At 66.2% G+C, this 17541-nt stretch carries 13 protein-coding genes; 8 read left to right on the top strand and 5 right to left on the bottom strand.

The genetic code is table 11. The annotated features are described in order from the left end of the window. Positions 1 to 100 precede the first annotated feature (100 nt). The 3 genes from KV697_RS08260 to KV697_RS08250 are packed head-to-tail and all read right to left on the bottom strand — an operon-like array spanning position 101 to position 5987. Positions 101 to 1534 (bottom strand): efflux transporter outer membrane subunit, encoded by a 1434-nt coding sequence (locus KV697_RS08260; RefSeq protein WP_219020877.1) that lies wholly within the window; start codon positions 1532 to 1534, stop codon positions 101 to 103. Next, positions 1531 to 4725, bottom strand: coding sequence for an efflux RND transporter permease subunit (locus KV697_RS08255; protein ID WP_219020876.1), 3195 nt, complete (start codon positions 4723 to 4725; stop codon positions 1531 to 1533). The genes KV697_RS08260 and KV697_RS08255 overlap by 4 nt, the downstream gene beginning before the upstream one ends. Beyond that, a complete protein-coding gene (locus KV697_RS08250) occupies positions 4725 to 5987 on the bottom strand; it encodes an efflux RND transporter periplasmic adaptor subunit (protein WP_219020875.1) in 1263 nt (420 codons plus the stop codon). The genes KV697_RS08255 and KV697_RS08250 overlap by 1 nt, the downstream gene beginning before the upstream one ends. A 259-nt stretch (positions 5988 to 6246) precedes the next feature. On the opposite strand from KV697_RS08250, the gene KV697_RS08245 reads away from it, so the two are divergent. Next, on the top strand, positions 6247 to 6402 hold the full coding sequence (locus KV697_RS08245) for a hypothetical protein (protein ID WP_219020874.1): 156 nt from the start codon (positions 6247 to 6249) through the stop codon (positions 6400 to 6402). Between the two features lie 19 nt (positions 6403 to 6421). On the opposite strand, the gene KV697_RS08240 is transcribed toward KV697_RS08245, so the two are convergent. Continuing rightward, positions 6422 to 6577 (bottom strand): hypothetical protein, encoded by a 156-nt coding sequence (locus tag KV697_RS08240; protein ID WP_219020873.1) that lies wholly within the window; start codon positions 6575 to 6577, stop codon positions 6422 to 6424. A gap of 111 nt (positions 6578 to 6688) precedes the next feature. On the opposite strand from KV697_RS08240, the gene KV697_RS08235 reads away from it, so the two are divergent. The 7 genes from KV697_RS08235 (at position 6689) to alr (ending at position 14365) form a co-directional block, all read left to right on the top strand. Continuing rightward, positions 6689 to 7324, top strand: a complete 636-nt coding sequence (locus KV697_RS08235; protein ID WP_219020872.1) for a YoaK family protein — start codon at positions 6689 to 6691, stop codon at positions 7322 to 7324. Positions 7325 to 7437: 113 nt separating this feature from the next. Continuing rightward, on the top strand, positions 7438 to 8955 hold the full coding sequence (locus KV697_RS08230) for a CoA-acylating methylmalonate-semialdehyde dehydrogenase (protein ID WP_219020871.1): 1518 nt from the start codon (positions 7438 to 7440) through the stop codon (positions 8953 to 8955). Between the two features lie 140 nt (positions 8956 to 9095). Next, a complete protein-coding gene (locus KV697_RS08225; RefSeq protein WP_219020870.1) occupies positions 9096 to 10238 on the top strand; it encodes an acyl-CoA dehydrogenase family protein in 1143 nt (380 codons plus the stop codon). 116 nt (positions 10239 to 10354) lie between these two features. Next, positions 10355 to 11404, top strand: coding sequence for an enoyl-CoA hydratase/isomerase family protein (locus tag KV697_RS08220; protein ID WP_219020869.1), 1050 nt, complete (start codon positions 10355 to 10357; stop codon positions 11402 to 11404). Between the two features lie 13 nt (positions 11405 to 11417). Continuing rightward, a complete protein-coding gene (locus tag KV697_RS08215; protein WP_219020868.1) occupies positions 11418 to 12194 on the top strand; it encodes an enoyl-CoA hydratase in 777 nt (258 codons plus the stop codon). Between the two features lie 149 nt (positions 12195 to 12343). Next, entirely contained in the window at positions 12344 to 13219 is an 876-nt protein-coding gene (gene mmsB / locus KV697_RS08210) for a 3-hydroxyisobutyrate dehydrogenase (RefSeq protein WP_219020867.1), read from the top strand. Positions 13220 to 13336: 117 nt separating this feature from the next. Beyond that, positions 13337 to 14365 (top strand): alanine racemase, encoded by a 1029-nt coding sequence (alr, locus tag KV697_RS08205; RefSeq protein ID WP_219020866.1) that lies wholly within the window; start codon positions 13337 to 13339, stop codon positions 14363 to 14365. A gap of 50 nt (positions 14366 to 14415) precedes the next feature. Here alr and KV697_RS08200 read toward each other — a convergent pair whose 3' ends face one another. Further along, complete coding sequence (locus KV697_RS08200) at positions 14416 to 17460, bottom strand: TonB-dependent receptor domain-containing protein (RefSeq protein ID WP_219020865.1); 3045 nt, start codon at positions 17458 to 17460, stop codon at positions 14416 to 14418. Positions 17461 to 17541: the final 81 nt, after the last annotated feature.

The raw sequence follows: 17541 nt of genomic DNA, 5'->3' as shown, positions 1-17541 counted from the left end.
CGCTGGTCCCCCTCCCCTTGCAGGGGAGGAATAGGACGTGGCCTTCGACTTCGCTCAGGCTGAACGGTTGTAGGGGATGAGTTGCCCCACCCCCTTCATATCACGACCCCGTAACTGGCCCCCCGGCGGCCTGGAACAGGGCGACCGTGTCGGTCATCCGCGCCGCCTTGGCCTGGATCAGTTGCGACCGGGCCTGGGCGTCCGTGGCGGTGGCGTTCAGCAGTTGCAGCGTCCCCACATCGCCCAGCGCCAGCTGCCGCCGCGCGAAGGTCAGCGCCTGGCCCGCCGCGTTGCTCGCCCGCTGGGCCGCATCGAGCGCCTGCGCGTCGGTCGACAGGCCGGTCAGCGAGTCCGCGACATTGCCGAACGCCTGGAGCACGGCTGCGCGATACTGCGCCTTGGCCCCCTCCAGCGCCGCTTCCGCCGCCTTTTGCTGGTGGCGCAGCGCATTAGCGTGGAACAGCGGCTGGGTGATGCCACCGAGCAGCGCCCAGAAGGGATTGCCGCTCTTGAACATGTCGCCGAAATTCTGCGCAGAGCCACCGGCATTGGCCGACAGCTGGATGCTGGGCAGGCGTGCGGCGATGGCGGCGCCGACATCGGCACCCGCACCCTGCAACTGCGCGGCGGCCGCCAGCACGTCGGGGCGGCGCTGGACCAGCTCGGACGGCACGATGGCGGGCAATTCGGTCGGCAGGGTCAACTGCGACAGCTCGGGCAGCGGCGGCAGGGCCGATCCCGCCGGGCGGCCGACCAGCGTCGCGATGACGGTGCGCTGAGCGGCTTCGGCGCGAACCAGCGGGGGCAGGGCGCCCTCGGCGGTGGCGAGCGCGGCCTGTTGCGTCGCCACATCGGACGCGCCCACCGCGCCCAGCCGTTGGCGTTGTTGCAGCGCGCCCAATATGTCGCGATTGACCTTCACGGCGGTCTGTGCGGCGGCGACCTGTTCGGCCAGGCTCGCCCGCTCGATCAGCGCGGTGACGAGGTTGGCCGCCACCGTCATCCGCGCCGCATCCAGCTGATGCCGCTGAACCTCGGCCCGCGCGACGGCGGAGCGGACCTGCGCCCGGTTGCCGCCGAACGCGTCGACGTCATAGGAGACGCTGACCTGCGCGGTATGCAGCGTGTAGAGCTGCTGGTTCTGGTCGGCGACCGCCGGGGACAGCGCGTTGGATACGCGGGTCCGCTGCACATTGTAGTTCAGCCCGCCCTGCGGGAAGAGCAGCGTGCCGCGCGTCGCCCGCGCCTGTTCCTGCGCTTGGCGCAACGAGGCTTCCGCCACCGCGACATCGTTATTGTGCGCCAATGCCTCGGCGACCAGCGCGTCGAGCTGGGCATTGCCGAAGGCGTGCCACCACTCGGGCGCCACGGTAGCGGACACCGTCTGCGCCGGGCCGGTCGCGGGGGCGATGACCGGAGCAGGCGTCAGCGGCGGCAGGCTGGCATGCGCGTCCAGGTCGTGCGGGCCGACCGCACACCCGGAGATGCTGGCGGCAACGCACGCCAGCAGCGGCAGGGTCAGGAAACGCTTCATGCCGGAACCCCGGATTCAGGAGTGGTGGTATCGCCCTGGTCGTCGACCATCGGGTCATGCTTCTTCTTGCGCTGTGCCAGCGGCAGACGGGTCGAATAGCGGCTGATGAGCACGGGCAGGACCAGCAGGATCAGCACCGGGGCCAGCGTCATGCCGCCCACCACGACCAGCGCGAGGGGCTTCTGCACCTGGCTGCCGATGCCGTGCGACAGCGCGGCGGGCAGCAGACCTATGGCGGCGACCAGACAGGTCATGACGACGGGGCGCAGGCTGTTCTTGACGGTGTTGGCCAGCGCATTCTCGCGCGGGGCCCCTTCGTCGATCGCGTTGTTGAAGGTGGTGACGACCAGAATCCCGTCCATCACCGCGATGCCGAACAAGGCCACGAAGCCGATCGCCGCGGAGATGCTGAATGCCGTGCCGGTCAGGGCCAGCGCCAGCACGCCGCCCACGATCGCCATCGGGATCGCGGAGAAGGCGAGCAGACTGTCGCGCATCGAGCCGAAGTTCGCATAGAGCAGCAGCAGGATGAGCACGAGGCTGATCGGGACCACGATCTCCAGACGCGAGATCGCGTTCTTGAGGTTGTCCAGTTCGCCCGCCCATTCCAGGTGATAGCCCGGCGGCAGGTGGACATTCTGGTTGATCCGCGACCGGGCCTCCTCGACCGCGCCGCCCAGATCGCGGCCGCGCACCGAAAATTTGATCGGGATGTAGCGTTCCTGATGCTCGCGATAGATGAACGAGGCGCCGGTGGTCAGCTTGACGCTGGCGACCTCGGACAGCGGCACCTGGATGGTGCCGTTGCCGTCGGGGCTGGGCGCGCCGATCGTGATGCTGCGCACCGATTCCAGCGAGTCGCGCTGCTTGGGCTGGAGCCGCACGATGATGGGGAAGTGGCGGTCGGTGCCCGGCTCGTAGAGGTCGGCGGGCGACTGGCCACCGATGGCGGCGGCGACGGTCTGGTTGATGTCGTCGGGGGTCAGGCCATAACGGGCGGCCTTGGCGCGATCGACGTCGATCCGCACGGTCGGCTGGCCCAGGATTTCGAATACGCCGAGATCCTCGATGCCCTTCACCTTGGCCATCTGCGCCTTGATCTGGTTGGCCAGCTTTTCCAGCGTGACCAGATCGGGGCCGAACAGCTTGATTGAGTTCGCGCCCTTCACGCCCGAGGCGGCTTCCTCGACGTTATCCTCGATGATCTGCGAGAAGGAGAAATCGACGCCGGGATATTTCTTGGCCAGCTTGGTCGACAGCTCGTCGATCAGCTTTTCCTTGGTCATGCCGCTGGGCCAGGTGTCGAAGGGCTTGAGCGGCACGAAGAACTCGACGTTGAAGAAGCCGGTCGCATCGGTGCCGTCGTCCGGGCGACCATGGGCGGACAGGACCGCCGTGGTCTCCGGGTAGCTGGCGATGATCTTGCGCACTTCGTTCGTCACCTTCTCGCCCGCCTCCAGGCTGATCGAGGAGGGAAGGGTGGCGCGGATGTACATGTTGCCTTCTTCAAGGTGCGGCAGGAACTCGATGCCCAGCGAGCGCACGCCGACCACGGCCAGCACCATCATCAGCGCCGCGCCGCCCAGCGTCACCACCTTGTTGCGCAGCGCGAAGGAGGCGGCGGGTTCATAGACGGCGCGAAGCTTGCCGACGATGAACGTCTCGGTCTCGGCCAGCTTGTCCGGCAGCAGCAGCGTCGAGAGCACCGGCGCGACGGTGAAGGTCGCGAGCAGGCCGCCGCTGATCGCATAGGCATAGGTCTTGGCCATCGGGCCGAAGATGTGGCCCTCCACGCCGGTCAGGGTGAACAGCGGCAGGAAGCTGGCGATGATGATCGCGGCGGCGAAGAAGATGCCGCGGCTGACCTCGGACGAAGCGCCCAGCACCGCGCCGAAGCGGCTGGCCAGGGTATAGCGGCCCTGGCCATTCTCGACGGCGGCGGAGCGTTCGACCATGTGGCGGAAGATATTCTCCACCATGATGACGCAGGCATCGACGACGAGGCCGAAGTCGAGCGCACCCACCGACAACAGGTTCGCACTCTCCCCCTGCAACACCAGGATCAGGATCGCGAAGGCGAGCGCGAAGGGGATGGTCGCCGCCACGATGATCGCCGAGCGCAGATTGCCGAGGAACAGCCATTGCAGCGCGAAGATCAGGAGGATGCCGACCACCATGTTTTCCATGACGGTGTGGATGGTCAGGTTGATCAGGTCGGAGCGGTCGTAGATCCGCTCCAGATGCACGCCGGGGGGCAGCACGCCGCTGTCGTTGATATTGGCGACCTCGGCCTGGACGGCCTTGATCGTCGGCATCGACTGGGCGCCGCGCTGCATCAGGACGATGCCCTGCACGATGTCGTCGTCGTTATTATATCCGGCGATGCCCATGCGCGGCGCGTTGCCGACCTTGACGGTCGCCACGTCCTTGATGAGCACCGGCGCGCCGCCCGCCTGGCCGACCAGCACGTTCTGGATCGCGTCGGGCGACTGGATCAGGCCGATGCCGCGCACGATCGCGGCCTGCTCGCCGAAGTTGATCGTCTGGCCGCCGACATTGCCGTCGCTCTTGGACAGCGCCGCCAGCACCTGTGCGACCGTCACGCCATGCGCGTTCAGCCGGTTCTGGTCGATCACCACGTCATAGGCGCGCAGCTTGCCGCCCCAGCCGGTCACGTCGATGACGCCCGGAATCCGCTTGAACCGGCGCTGGAGCACCCAGTCCTGCAGCGTCTTCAGGTCCATCACCGAATAGCCCTTGGGCGCGACGATGCGGTAGCGATAGATTTCACCCACCGGCGAGGTCGGCGACAGCGTCGGCTGTGCGCCACCGGCCAGCGGCGGCAGCTGCGACAGGCGGTTGATGACCTGCTGGCGCGCCTGTTCGTTAGTATAGTCGTAGGTGAACTGGATCTTGATGTCCGACAGGCCGAACAGGCTGATCGCGCGGATCGCGGTCAGATGCGGGATGCCCGCCATCTGCACCTCGATCGGGATGGTGACGTTGCGCTCCATCTCCTCGGCGGATAGGCCTTGGGTCTGGGTGATGACCTCGACCATCGGTGGAACCGGGTCGGGATAGGCTTCGATGTTGAGGTTGATGAAGCCGATGACGCCAGCGACGATCATCGCGAAGAACAGGCCGACGATCAGCAGTCGCTGACGCAGCGCAAAGTCGACGATGCGGTTCATTATTCGCCGATCCCCGCTTCGTTGACGAACAGCGCGCCCGAGGTGACGATCTTCTCGCCCGGCTTCAGGCCGGAGGTGATGGTGACCAGGCCGTTCGCCGAGTCGCCGGTCTGCACATCGCGCGCGACCAGCAGGCCGTCGGGCCGCATTATCCAGACACGGGCGTTGTCGCCTTCATGGATGACGGCGGCGGCGGGCACGCGGATCGCTTCGCCCGCGTTCAGATGCTTGATGGCGAAGCTGGCGAACATCTGCGGCTTCAGTGCCTTGTCCGGGTTGGGGATGGAGGCGCGGACGGGCAGGCGGTGGGTCTGCGGGTCCAGTGCGGCACCGACCAGGTCGATGGTGGCGTGGAAGACGCGGCCGGGCACGGCGGGCGTCGTCACTTCGACCGGATCGCCGACGCGGACATTCTCGGCATCGCTCTCGGCCACCTGTGCGACCAGCCAGACGCGCGAGGGGTCGGTGATGGTCATCACCGGCTTGTCGCCGCCCTGCGAGACGTACTGGCCCGGTGCGACATCGCGCGAGGCGACGACGCCGCTGATCGGTGCGACCAGCGTGGTGATGTCGTGAATGCCCGAGCCCTGGCCCGCATTCTCCAGCCGGTTGATCTCACCCTGCGACTTGCCGAGGATCGCCAGCTTGTCACGCGCCGCGCCCAGCGAAGCGGCGGCGGTGCGCGCCGTCGCCTGCGCGGCGGCGAGATCGGCTTTGGCCTGCTGATAATCCTTCAGCGCGCCGCCGGCGGTCTCATAGATCTGCTGCTGGCGGTCGGCGTTGCGCTGCGCCGCGACCAGCTGCGCCTGCGCATTCTGGTAGGCGGCGCGCGCCGAGAACAGGCCCGAGCGGGCATCGACGAAATCGCTGGTCTTGATCAGCAACAGCGGCTGGCCCTGGCGCACCACCTGACCCGCATCGGCCAGCACGCGCACCACCTGACCGGCATAGGGCATCAGCACCGGGGTCGAGCGGGTCGCATCGACGGTGATCGCGCCGGTCGCCATCGTCTGGTCGCCCGACGCGCCCAGTCCGACGCGCATCGTCGGCATCGCGGCCAGCTGGTCCTTCGACAGGCGCAGCGTGCCCGGGGGCGGCGGGGCGGGGGGAGTCTCCTCCTTGTGCGTCAGTTTGCCGATGACCGTGAACAGGACCAGCGCCCCGATTAGGACGGCGGCGGCGATGCCGACCCAGCGCCATTGCTGCGCGGAGGACAGGCGACGGGTCTCGGGTAGCGTTGCGTCGGCGGGATTGACGTGCATCGGGCTCTTTCGGCGCAAGAAGGCGGATATTAGCCCGGCCGATAGGGTCAAACCCCTGACGGACCCCTTACGGGTTCCTTACGAGACGTTCATAATCGCGCGTCGTCGCAATGCCCAAAATCCGCTACCATCGCCCGAACGACCCGATTCCAATGTCTTGGGGGGAGGGTAGGCGACATGACCGGCCTGTCACCTGTCAGGAACAAAAGTCACGGTTCGTCGTTAAAAACGAACGGCTCGACATAAGGGAGGGTATAAGATGGCCAGTCACATGCCGCCGCCACGGATTTCCGACATGCCGCGCGAGCAGCGTCTGGACGCGCTCTATCGCCGTGCGGCTGAGGATCGCGCTCGGTATATGGCGCTGCGCACCCGCAAGCCCGGCCTGCTCGACCGGTTGCTCCACATGTTCTGATCGATTTGCGTCGCGTGCGTCAGGGGAAGGAACGACGCACGCGACGACGTGGAACGGCCCGTGGGCGCAAACGCTTTTCGCGCCGCATGTCGCTATGACCGATGGCGATCATGATGATGACGAGCGAGGACAGTGCCGACACGGTCAACCAGATTTCCACCAGCGCGCCCGCCATGCCGTCTCCCCCTGTTCCGAAACGCGCCAACGCGCACCGCCGCGATCCGATCCCTCGGCGCCCGGCATTATCCTTTGGTCGTGCGGTGCCGACCGCGATATAGATCGCGCCATGATCCGATCCGATCGCCGTTCCTGGCCGCTGGCCATCTGGCTGGCCCTGCTGTCCGGCTATGTCGATGCGATCGGATTTCAGCAGCTTGGCGGCTATTTCGTTTCCTTCATGAGCGGCAATGGTACGATGCTCGCGGTCCGGTTGGCCGCACCGCACGGACCCTTGTCGGGTGCGGTCGCGATATTGGCGATGCTGCTGGCGCTTTTCGTCGCAGGCGTGATGGTCGGCACGCTGATCCGGCTGGCGCTGCCGCGCATCGGGCAGGTGGCGGTCCTGCTGCTCGTCGCGCTGCTCCTGGGCGGCGTCGCGCTACTGGGCAGATGGACCGCGCCCGCCATGGTGCTGGCGATGGGCGCGACCAATGCCACCTTCGAGCGCGATGGCGAGGTGAGCATTGGCGTCACCTATATGACCGGCACATTGGTCAAGATCGGTCAGCATCTGGCGCAGACCGTCGCGGGGCGGGAGCGTTGGGGCTGGTTGCCCTATCTGCTGCTCTGGTCCGGGTTTCTGGTCGGTGCCGGGCTGGGGGCGCTGGCCTTTCCGCTCTGGGGATTGGCCTCGCTGGCGGCGGCGGTGGCGGGCGCGCTGATCGCGGCGGGGGCGGCGTGGCGGCTCTGTCCGGCGGTCTGACGCACGCCGAAACGGGCTCGCCGCCTTTTTGGTCGACCCGACTTGGATTTCACGCTTAAGCAATATAATTACAAGCGAAAGAGTCGGGCATCAGACCCGAAACAGGAGAGCTTATGCGCGTGATCGACCACCTGGTTGCCGGCGGACAGACCGCGACCGACGCCGCCGGAACCCGTCCCGAGGGTCGCTTGGGTGATGTCTTCGACCCCAATAGCGGCCAGGTTCAGGCCCGCGTGATGCTGGGCGACGCCGCGCTGCTCGAACGCGCTGTCGCCGCCGCACAAGCCGCGCAACCGGCCTGGGCCGCGACCAATCCCCAGCGCCGGGCGCGCGTGATGTTCCGCTTCAAGGAACTGGTCGAGCGGAATATGGATGCGCTGGCGCATCTGCTCTCCTCCGAACATGGCAAGGTGATCGCCGACGCGAAGGGCGACATCCAGCGCGGGCTGGAGGTGATCGAGTTCGCCTGCGGTATCCCCCACGCGCTGAAGGGCGAATATACGCAAGGCGCGGGGCCGGGCATCGACGTCTATTCGATGCGCATGCCGCTGGGCATCGGCGCAGGCATCACGCCGTTCAACTTCCCCGCGATGATCCCGATGTGGATGTTCGGCGTCGCCATCGCCTGCGGCAACGCCTTCATCCTGAAGCCGTCCGAGCGCGATCCCTCGGTCCCCGTCCGCCTGGCCGAACTGATGCGCGAAGCGGGTGCGCCCGAGGGCATCCTGCAGGTCGTGCACGGCGACAAGGCGATGGTCGATGCGATCCTCGACCATCCGGCGATCAGCGCGGTCAGCTTCGTCGGCTCGTCCGACATCGCGCATTACGTCTATCGGCGCGGCGTCGAGGCGGGTAAGCGCGTCCAGGCGATGGGGGGCGCCAAGAACCACGGCATCGTCATGCCCGACGCCGACCTGGACCAGGTGGTCGCCGACCTGTCGGGCGCGGCCTTCGGCTCGGCGGGGGAGCGGTGCATGGCGCTGCCCGTGGTGGTGCCGGTCGGGGACAAGACGGCGGACCGCTTACGCGAAAAGCTGATCCCGGCGATCGACGCGCTTCGGGTCGGTGTCTCGACTGACGAACAGGCGCATTACGGCCCGGTGGTGAACGCCGCGCACAAGAAGCGGGTCGAGGACTGGATTCAGACCGGCGTCGATGAAGGTGCCGAACTGGTCGTCGACGGACGCGGCTTCCAGCTTCAGGGCTATGAGGAGGGTTTCTTCATCGGCCCGTCGCTGTTCGACCGGGTGACGCCCGCCATGCAGAGCTACAAGGAAGAGATTTTCGGCCCCGTCCTCCAGATCGTCCGTGCCCCCGATTTCGAGACGGCGGTCCGCCTGCCCAGCGAGCATCAATACGGCAATGGCGTCGCCATCTTCACCCGCAACGGCCATGCCGCGCGCGAGTTCGCGGCGCGGGTCGAGGTGGGCATGGTCGGCATCAACGTGCCGATCCCGGTGCCGGTGGCGTATCACAGCTTCGGCGGCTGGAAGCGCTCGGCGTTCGGCGACGTCAATCAGCACGGCATGGAGGGCGTCCGCTTCTGGACCAAGGTGAAGACGGTAACCCAGCGTTGGCCGGATGGCTCGCCCGATGGCGGCAACGCCTTCGTTATCCCGACAATGGCCTGAACCTTGGCACGCCCCTCCCGCAGGCGGGAGGGGATGGGGGAGGGCAGGGAGTCTCACAGAGACCATCGCCCGTGGCGTAGCCCCCTCCCCAAACCCCTCCCCCCTCCGGGGGAGGGGCTTTAGATGGACGAGACCGACCGATGACTCAATTCGACCTCACCGACGAGCAGCGCGAGATCCAGGAACTGGCGCGCCGTTTCACCGCCGACCGCATCACGCCGTTCGCAGGCGAGTGGGACGAGAAGCACATCTTCCCCCGCGACACGATCAAGGAAGCCGCCGAACTCGGCTTCGCCGCGATCTACGTGTCCGAAGAGTCCGGCGGCATCGCGCTGGGGCGGCTGGAGGCGGCGCTGATCATGGAGGCGATGGCCTATGGCTGTCCCTCCACCTCCGCCTTCATCTCGATCCATAACATGGCGTCGTGGATGATTGACCGCTTCGGCGATGCGGACGTGAAGGGCCGCTACCTGCCCGATCTCGTCACCATGGAGCGGATGGCGAGCTATTGCCTGACCGAGCCGGGTTCCGGCTCCGACGCCGCCGCGCTCAAGACCCGTGCGGTCCGTGATGGCGACCATTATGTCGTCTCGGGCTCCAAGCAGTTCATCTCGGGCGGTGGCGATAACGAGGTGTACGTCACCATGGTCCGCACCGGCGAAGACGGGCCGAAGGGCATTTCCTGCCTGGTGATCGATAAGGACATGCCCGGCGTCTCCTTCGGCGCGAACGAGCGCAAGCTAGGCTGGCATTCGCAGCCGACGCGGCAGGTGATGTTCGACAATGTTCGGGTGCCGGTCGCCAACCGGCTGGGCGCGGAGGGCGAGGGCTTCCGCATCGCGATGATGGGGCTGGACGGCGGGCGGCTCAACATCGGTGCCTGCTCGCTGGGGGGCGCGCAGCGCTGCCTGGACGAGGCGGTCGCTTACGTGAAGGACCGCCGCCAGTTCGGCAAGGCGATTGCCGAGTTCCAGAATACCCAGTTCACCCTGGCCGACATGGCGACCGAGCTGGAGGCTGCGCGCGCGCTGCTCTATCTCGCTGCCGCCAAGGTGACGGACAATGCGCCGGACAAGACGCGCTTTGCGGCGATGGCCAAGCGGCTGGCGACCGACACCGGATCGTCGGTGGTCGACCGCGCGCTCCAGCTGCATGGCGGCTATGGCTATCTGATGGACTATCCGATCGAGCGTTTCTGGCGCGACCTGCGCGTGCATTCGATCCTGGAGGGCACGAACCAGGTGATGCGGATGATCGTCGGGCGCGATTTGTTGAAGGATTGAGCCGTTCCCCGGCGAAGGCCGGGGTCCAGTTTCTAAGCAGCCGGTGGCGCGCCTCATACGTTACCGCAACTGGGCTCCGGCCTTCGCCGGGGAACGGGAAGGGGTTAAGGAAAGACATGAGTGAAGACCTGATCGTCACCCGCGAAGGCCCGGTCGGGCGACTGCGGCTTAACCGGCCCAAGGCGATCCACGCGCTGACCCATGACATGTGTGAGGGCGTGCTGGCCGCGCTGGAGGACTGGCGCGGCGATCTGGGCGTCGAGGCGGTCATCATCGACCATGCCGAGGGGCGCGGCTTTTGCGCGGGCGGCGACATTCGCCTGCTGGCAGAAAGCGGTGCGGGCGACGGCGAGGCGGCGCGGGGCTTCTTTCACAGCGAATACCGGATGAACCACCGGCTGTTCACTTATGCCAAGCCGATCGTCGCCTTCATGGATGGCATCACCATGGGCGGCGGTGTCGGCATTGCCGCGCCTGCCCGCTTCCGCGTCGCGACCGAGAATACCCGGTTCGCCATGCCGGAGACGGGCATCGGCCTGTTCCCCGATGTCGGCGGCGGCTGGTATCTCTCGCGCCTGCCGGGGCGGATGGGCGAGTATCTGGCGCTGACCGGCCACCGGCTCGACGGGGCGGAGGCGTACGCCTTGGGGCTGGCCACCCATTATCTGTCGTCTTCCACGCTGGACGAGGCCAAGGCTGCCATCATCGCCGCGCCGCAGGAGATCGCCGCGACGCTCGACCGGCTCTCCACGCCCGCGCCCGACGCGAGAATCATGGCCCATGCCGCCGAAATCGACCGGCTTTTCGCTGCCGATACGCTGGAAGAGATCATCGCCACGCTGGAAGCGGATGGCGGCGAATGGGCGGCGCAGCAGCTCGCCGTGCTGCGCACCAAATCGCCCCAATCCTGCAAGGTGTCGCTCCGTCTGCTGCGCGAGGGGAGGCTGACCACCGACTTCGCTGACGAGATGCGCCGCGAGTACGGCATCGCCTCGCGCGTGGTGCAGCGCCCCGATTTCGTCGAGGGCGTCCGCGCGCTGATCGTCGACAAGGACAATGCGCCGCGCTGGGACCCCGCCATGCCGGAGGGCGTGACCGACACGATGATCGACCATATCTTTGCGCGCATGCCCGAGGGGCAGGCCTGGACACCCGACGACCGCTGAGAAGGACGCCCGCATGACCGACTACAACACCCTGATCGTCGAGCGCCGCGAGGCGGTGACGTTGGTGACGCTCAACCGGCCGCAGGCGCTGAACGCGCTCAATGCCGAGCTGCTGGCCGAACTGCTCGACGTGATGCGCGCCTATGACGCCGATCCTGAACAGCGCTGCGCCGTCATCACCGGCAGCGCGAAGGCATTCGCGGCGGGCGCCGACATTAAGGAAATGCAGGAGATGGGCTTTGCCGCTATGTATGGCGGCAACCATTTCACCGGCTGGGACGACTTCACCCGTACCCGCAAGCCCATCATCGCAGCGGTCGCGGGCTATGCGCTGGGCGGCGGCTGCGAGCTGGCGATGATGTGCGACTTCATCCTCGCCGCCGACACGGCCAAGTTCGGCCAGCCCGAGATCAAGCTGGGCGTGACGCCGGGCATGGGTGGCTCCCAGCGGCTGGCCCATGCGGTCGGCAAGGCCAAGGCGATGGAGATGTGCTTGACCGGCCGGATGATGGACGCCGAGGAAGCCGAGCGTTCGGGCCTCGTCGCGCGCATCGTCCCCGCCGCCGACCTCGTGGATGAGGCGCTGGAGACCGCCGCGACCATTGCGGGCATGGCCCCGATTGCGGTCAAGGCCAACAAGGAAATGGTCAACGCCGCCTTCGACATGGGGCTGGCGCAGGGCGTGCAGTTCGAGCGCCGCCTGTTCCACGGCCTGTTCGGATCGGCCGACCAGAAGGAAGGCATGGCCGCGTTCGTCGAGAAGCGCAGCCCCAACTGGACCAATCGCTGATGAGTCTCACGCCCCTCCCATAAACGGGAGGGGATGGGGGAGGGCAAGGAGTCTCACCGAGACCATAGCCTGTGGCCTTTCCCTCCCCCAACCCCTCCCGCCTGCGGGAGGGGGGCAGAAGAAACAGAAGAACACGTTAGGAGAGCATCATGGCGCGGATCGCCTTTATCGGCCTGGGCAATATGGGCGGCGGCATGGCCGCCAACCTCGCAAAGGCGGGGCATGACGTCCGCGCCTTCGACCTGTCGGCGGACGCGCTGGCGGCGGCGAAGGCGGCCGGGTGCCTGCCCGTCGACAGCGCCGTCGCGGCGATGGACGGGGTCGAGGCGGTCGTGACCATGCTGCCCGCCGGAACCCATGTCGAGCGCGTCTATGCCGACGCCGTGTTCGCCGCCGCACCTCCGTCCGCGATCCTGATCGATTGCTCGACCATCGACGTCGCCACCGCGCGCCGCGTCGCGGAGGCGGCACAGGGCAAGGGCATGATGGCGGTCGACGCGCCCGTATCGGGCGGAATTGCGGCCGCCAAGGCGGGGACGCTGACCTTCATGGTCGGTGGTTCGGAACAGGCCTTTGCCCGCGCAGAGCCGTTCCTGTCCGCCATGGGCCAGGCGGTGATCCATGCGGGCGGCAACGGCGCAGGCCAGGCGGCCAAGATTTGCAACAACATGCTGCTCGGCGCGACGATGATCGCGACCTGCGAGGCGTTCGTGCTGGCCGAGAAGCTGGGGCTGGAGGCGCAGACCTTTTACGACATCGCCTCGGTCTCGTCGGGACAGAGTTGGTCGATGACCAGATACTGCCCGGTCCCCGGCGTCGGCCCGGAGACACCCGCCGATCACGACTATCAGGGCGGCTTCGCGGCGGCGCTGATGCTGAAGGACCTGAAGCTGGCGATGCAGGCGGCTGAGGATGCGGGCGCGACGACCCCGATGGGCGAGCGTGCGGCGGAGTTGTACGCGGCATTCGTCGGAGAAGGGCAGCCGCCGGTGGACTTTTCGGGAATTATCCGCACGCTCCGCTAAACCCGAATCCCCCCTTCGCTCAGGCTGAACGGAGGTTTGGGTAAGGGGCGGGAAGTGGTGTGAATAACCGAACCCGCCTTTTCCCCCTGACCAATGCGGCCTAAAGCCCGGAGGGTGATGGAAATACCCGCTCCCCTCCGCCTGCGTGTCGACCGCGATGCGCTTATGTCCAACTGGCAGGCGCTCGATCGGTTGAGCGGGGCGGCGGCGTGCGGCGCGGCGGTCAAGGCCAACGGTTATGGCCTGGGCGCGCGGTTGGTGGCCGAAACGCTGGCCAAGGTCGGATGCCGCGACTTCTTCGTCGCCAACTGGGCCGAGGCGCAGGCGTTGGCGCCGCTGGGCATCACCCTGTCGGTCCTGCACGGCCTGCGCGCCGAAGATCTGCCCGCCGCCAAGGCCGGTTTCGCCCGCCCGGTGCTCAGCACGCCAGAACAGATCGCCCGCTGGCGGGACAGCGGCGGCGGGGTCTGCGACGTGATGGTCGATACCGGCATGAACCGGCTGGGCGTGTCGGTGCAGGCGGTGCGCGACGGCCTACTCGACGGCCTGACGATCGAGACGCTCATCAGCCACCTCGCCTGCGCGGACGAGGACGTGGCGATGAACGAGCGACAGCGTGCGGCCTTCGCCAGCCTGACCGGCCGTACGGCCGCGCGGCGGATGAGCCTCGCCAATTCGGCGGGGATCGGTCTCGGCGCGGATTATCATTTCGACCTGACCCGGCCCGGCCTAGCGCTATACGGCGGCCTGCCGCGCCCCAACATGGCGGGGCACCTCCGCCAGGTCGCCTGGCCCGAGGCACAGATCCTCCAGCGCCGCCATGTCCCGGCGGGCGAGACGGTCGGCTACAATGCCACCTGGACCGCGACCGCCGGCACCGAGGTCGCGATCCTGAACCTGGGCTATGCCGACGGCTATCGCCGCGCGTTGTCTGGCGTCGGGGCGGCGGTGGCGGACGGAGAGAGCCTGCCGGTGCTCGGCCGCGTGTCGATGGACCTGCTGGCGGTCGACGTGACCGCGCGCCCCGACTTGGTCGAGGGTGACTGGCTGACCATGGACTATGATCTGGCGGCGGCGTCCGCCGCATCGGGCGTGTCGCAATATGAGTTGCTGACCGGCCTCGCCCAGCGCTTCGCGCGGACATAAAAAAAGGGGCCGCCTCTTTCGAAGCGGCCCGCATAGTTCAGGAATACACCTTAGAAACCGGCGCGTACGTTCGCAAAGATGGTGCGGCCGACATAGTCGTAGGCGCTGTACAACGGCACGTTACCGACGCGGTTATAAGCGCCCGAGGAGATTTGCGGCAGCTTCTGCTGGAACAGATTGCGGACGCCGAACGTAAACTGGAACTTGTCGGTTACCTGCCAGCGTAGCGAGGTCGAATGGATGAAGTAGTCCTTTGCCTCGAACACATAGGTGTCGCGCGACGCCTGAGTCAGACCCAGATAGTCTGCGGTGGTGTTGGTGGCGCCAACCCATTCGACCGAGTAGCGGAACGACACCTTGTCGACCCGAACGCCCCCGTCGAACACGCCCGACCAGCGCGGATTGTTCAGTGAGCCGATGGCGTTCTGGATCGGATCAGTCGGCAGGAGCTGGGTATAGCGTTGACCGAAGCGGGTCACCTGGCCACCGATGTCGAAATTCGCCTCGCCCCGACGAACCGAATAGCGTGCGTTGAAGTCCCAGCCCGTGACCTTCGCAGTAGCGATGTTCACGAAGCCGGTCGTTACGGTCAGCGCCTGGTTTGCGGAGTTGCGTACAGCCAGAGAGCAGATGCTCTCCCGGCGGAAGTCAGGGTCATCATAGCATTGCTGCAGGATCGTACCGGCAGCCAGCTGAGAAACGCCGCCATCAACCTTGATGTCAAAATAGTCGGCCGACAGCGACAGCTTGCCCCATTCGCCAAAGCTCGGCTGCAGCACGCCACCGGCGGTCCACGCCACCGAATTCTCCGACTTCAGACCCGATTCCGCGCCACCACGTTGCAGGACCGTGACGCCGTTGGTCTGGATGAAACCGTTGCTCAGCCCTTCGGACTGACAGTTCGCTACGCGAACCGGATTCTGGCCGGCCGCGCCCAGATTGTTACAAGGGTCGATCGAAGAGGACTGGAAACCGGAGGTCGCCCCCAGGAACTGTTCGAACAGGCCCGGTGCGCGGTAGCTCGTTCCATAGCTGCCCCGTGCCGACAGCCAGCGGAATGGTGAATAGATACCGCCGACCTTGTACGTCGTCTGCGACCCATAGGACGCATAGTCGGTGTAACGGGCCGAAGCCTTGAGCGTCAGGTCTTCGAAAAATGGACGATTGGTCAGCAGTGGAGCTTCGATCTCGCCGAACACTTCCTTAACATTGTCGCTACCACGGGTGATCGTCGACGAGGTGAAGTTATAGACGTTGCCACGCTGGCTCTCCAGCGACGGCGTGTCGTTCAGTGTCTGCTTGCGATATTCGGCACCGACTGCGATCTGAACCGGACCGCCCCAAATGTCGAACAGCGGGCCATCGACAACGGCGCTGACGATCGTTTCGCGGAACTTGGTCGTACCCGTTACGGGAGCGGAGATGAAGCCGATCCACGAGGCGGGGAACTGGCCGCCGACGACCGCCGGGGTCAGGGCCGGTGCAGCAACGCAGCCGCTCGCCGTGTTGCGACAAACAAAGCCCGAACCCGAGGCGACGACGTCTAGGCTCTGGTTAAGTTTGTCGGTCAGCACCAGATCCGAGGTATAGGACGCGTCCGACCAGGAGCGCAGCGCATAGGCATCATAGTGGAAGCCACCGCCCAGATCGCCGCGGATACCGCCGACCGCGCGGACGAAGTCGACCGTCTGGCGATTGTTGTAGATCCCATAGTCCGCGAACACGCGGATGCCGACGGGCACGCCGGGGTTTGTCGGTTGGGCGGGCAGGGCGGCCGTCGGGAAGCGCAGATTCGCTGGTATTAGCGGGCTGCCAAACGGGTAGTCAAACGACAGCTGGCGGTTGCCATTCTGTTCGGTCTTGCGGCGGTTGACCAGCAATTCGGTGTAGATTTCCGCATTGCCTAGGCTGTTCAGTTCATATTTCCCCTGAAGGTAACCGGTGTAGTTCTGGCCCGGATTGACGATCTCGTTCGCATACAGGGACGGCGGCAGCGTATCGCGAACGCCGAGCGGCAGCAGCCCGCCACCAACGCATTCGAAACCGGCCACTGCGCCACCTGCCGTACCATCGGGGCGGAAGCGGTTGCAGACCTGCTGCGCAGGGGTACCGAAACCGGCCGAAGAGGGCAGGGTGCCATAGCCCGCAGGCACGCCAGCGGCGCGATCGACCAATGAGCCGTTGAAATTCGGCGTAGCGATGGTGTTAATCGTTACACCGCTCTCACCGGTGACGCCGGTCGGATAACATTTCGGCTGGCCGGTCAGCGGGTCGATAAAGTCGCCCGTGCCGGGCGCGCTGCTGGCATTCGCCTTGCGGTAGCTGGTCTGGCAGCGTGCGAAAGCCAAGTCGCGATAGTTGACCGCTTCACGGTTCGAATATTCGATCGAGCCTGTGATGCTGAATCGGTCCCCCTGCGCCCCAAACAACAGGCCGTAGCGCTCGGTACGGCCTGCGCCGATTTCCGGTGCGTTGATCTGGGCATCGGCCATGATGCCCTTGAAGTTGCTACGCGTGATGACGTTCACCACGCCTGCGATCGCGTCCGAACCATAAATGGACGACGCGCCGCCGTTCAGTATCTCGATTCGGTCCACCATGATGTTCGGCAGGGTGTTCAAGTCGGCCGAGCCTACCGAACCGCGCGAACCCGATGGTGCAAGACGACGACCGTTGAGCAGCACGAGCGAGCGTGATGTGCCGAAACCGCGCAGCGACAGGGTATTCGCGCCAGGTCCGCCAGCCGTCACGAAGCCGCCATAGGTGTTGTTAATCTGCGCCGTGCCGTTGCTGACGGCTGCACTCTGCAGCACCTGTGCAGTCGACGTGAAGCCTGCCTGTGTCGCCTGGTCGAAGCTGACGATATTGACGGGGTCCGCCGTGTTGTACTGGTTGCGGCGGATACGCGAACCGGTGACGACCACATCATCGCCGCTTTTACGCTCGCGCTCAGCTACGCGACCTGCCGCGGCGTCCTTGTCTTCTTCCGATATGGGCGTGTCGGTAGTCGCTGGCTGTGTGATTTGCGCGTGTGCAGAAATCGGCAAAAGAACCAAAGTGCCAGCGAGCGCCGAAGCTCCCAGCAAGGTGCGCATTCTCATCCTGTTTACCCCCAATTATGACGGATCATTCACGTCCGTTAATCGCAGGGAAAGAAATTTTCGGTGGGAAAACAA

The sequence above is a fragment of the Sphingomonas sanguinis genome, from assembly GCF_019297835.1.
Classification (GTDB): domain Bacteria; phylum Pseudomonadota; class Alphaproteobacteria; order Sphingomonadales; family Sphingomonadaceae; genus Sphingomonas; species Sphingomonas sanguinis_D.
This window is presented reverse-complemented; position numbering and strand designations above follow the sequence as displayed.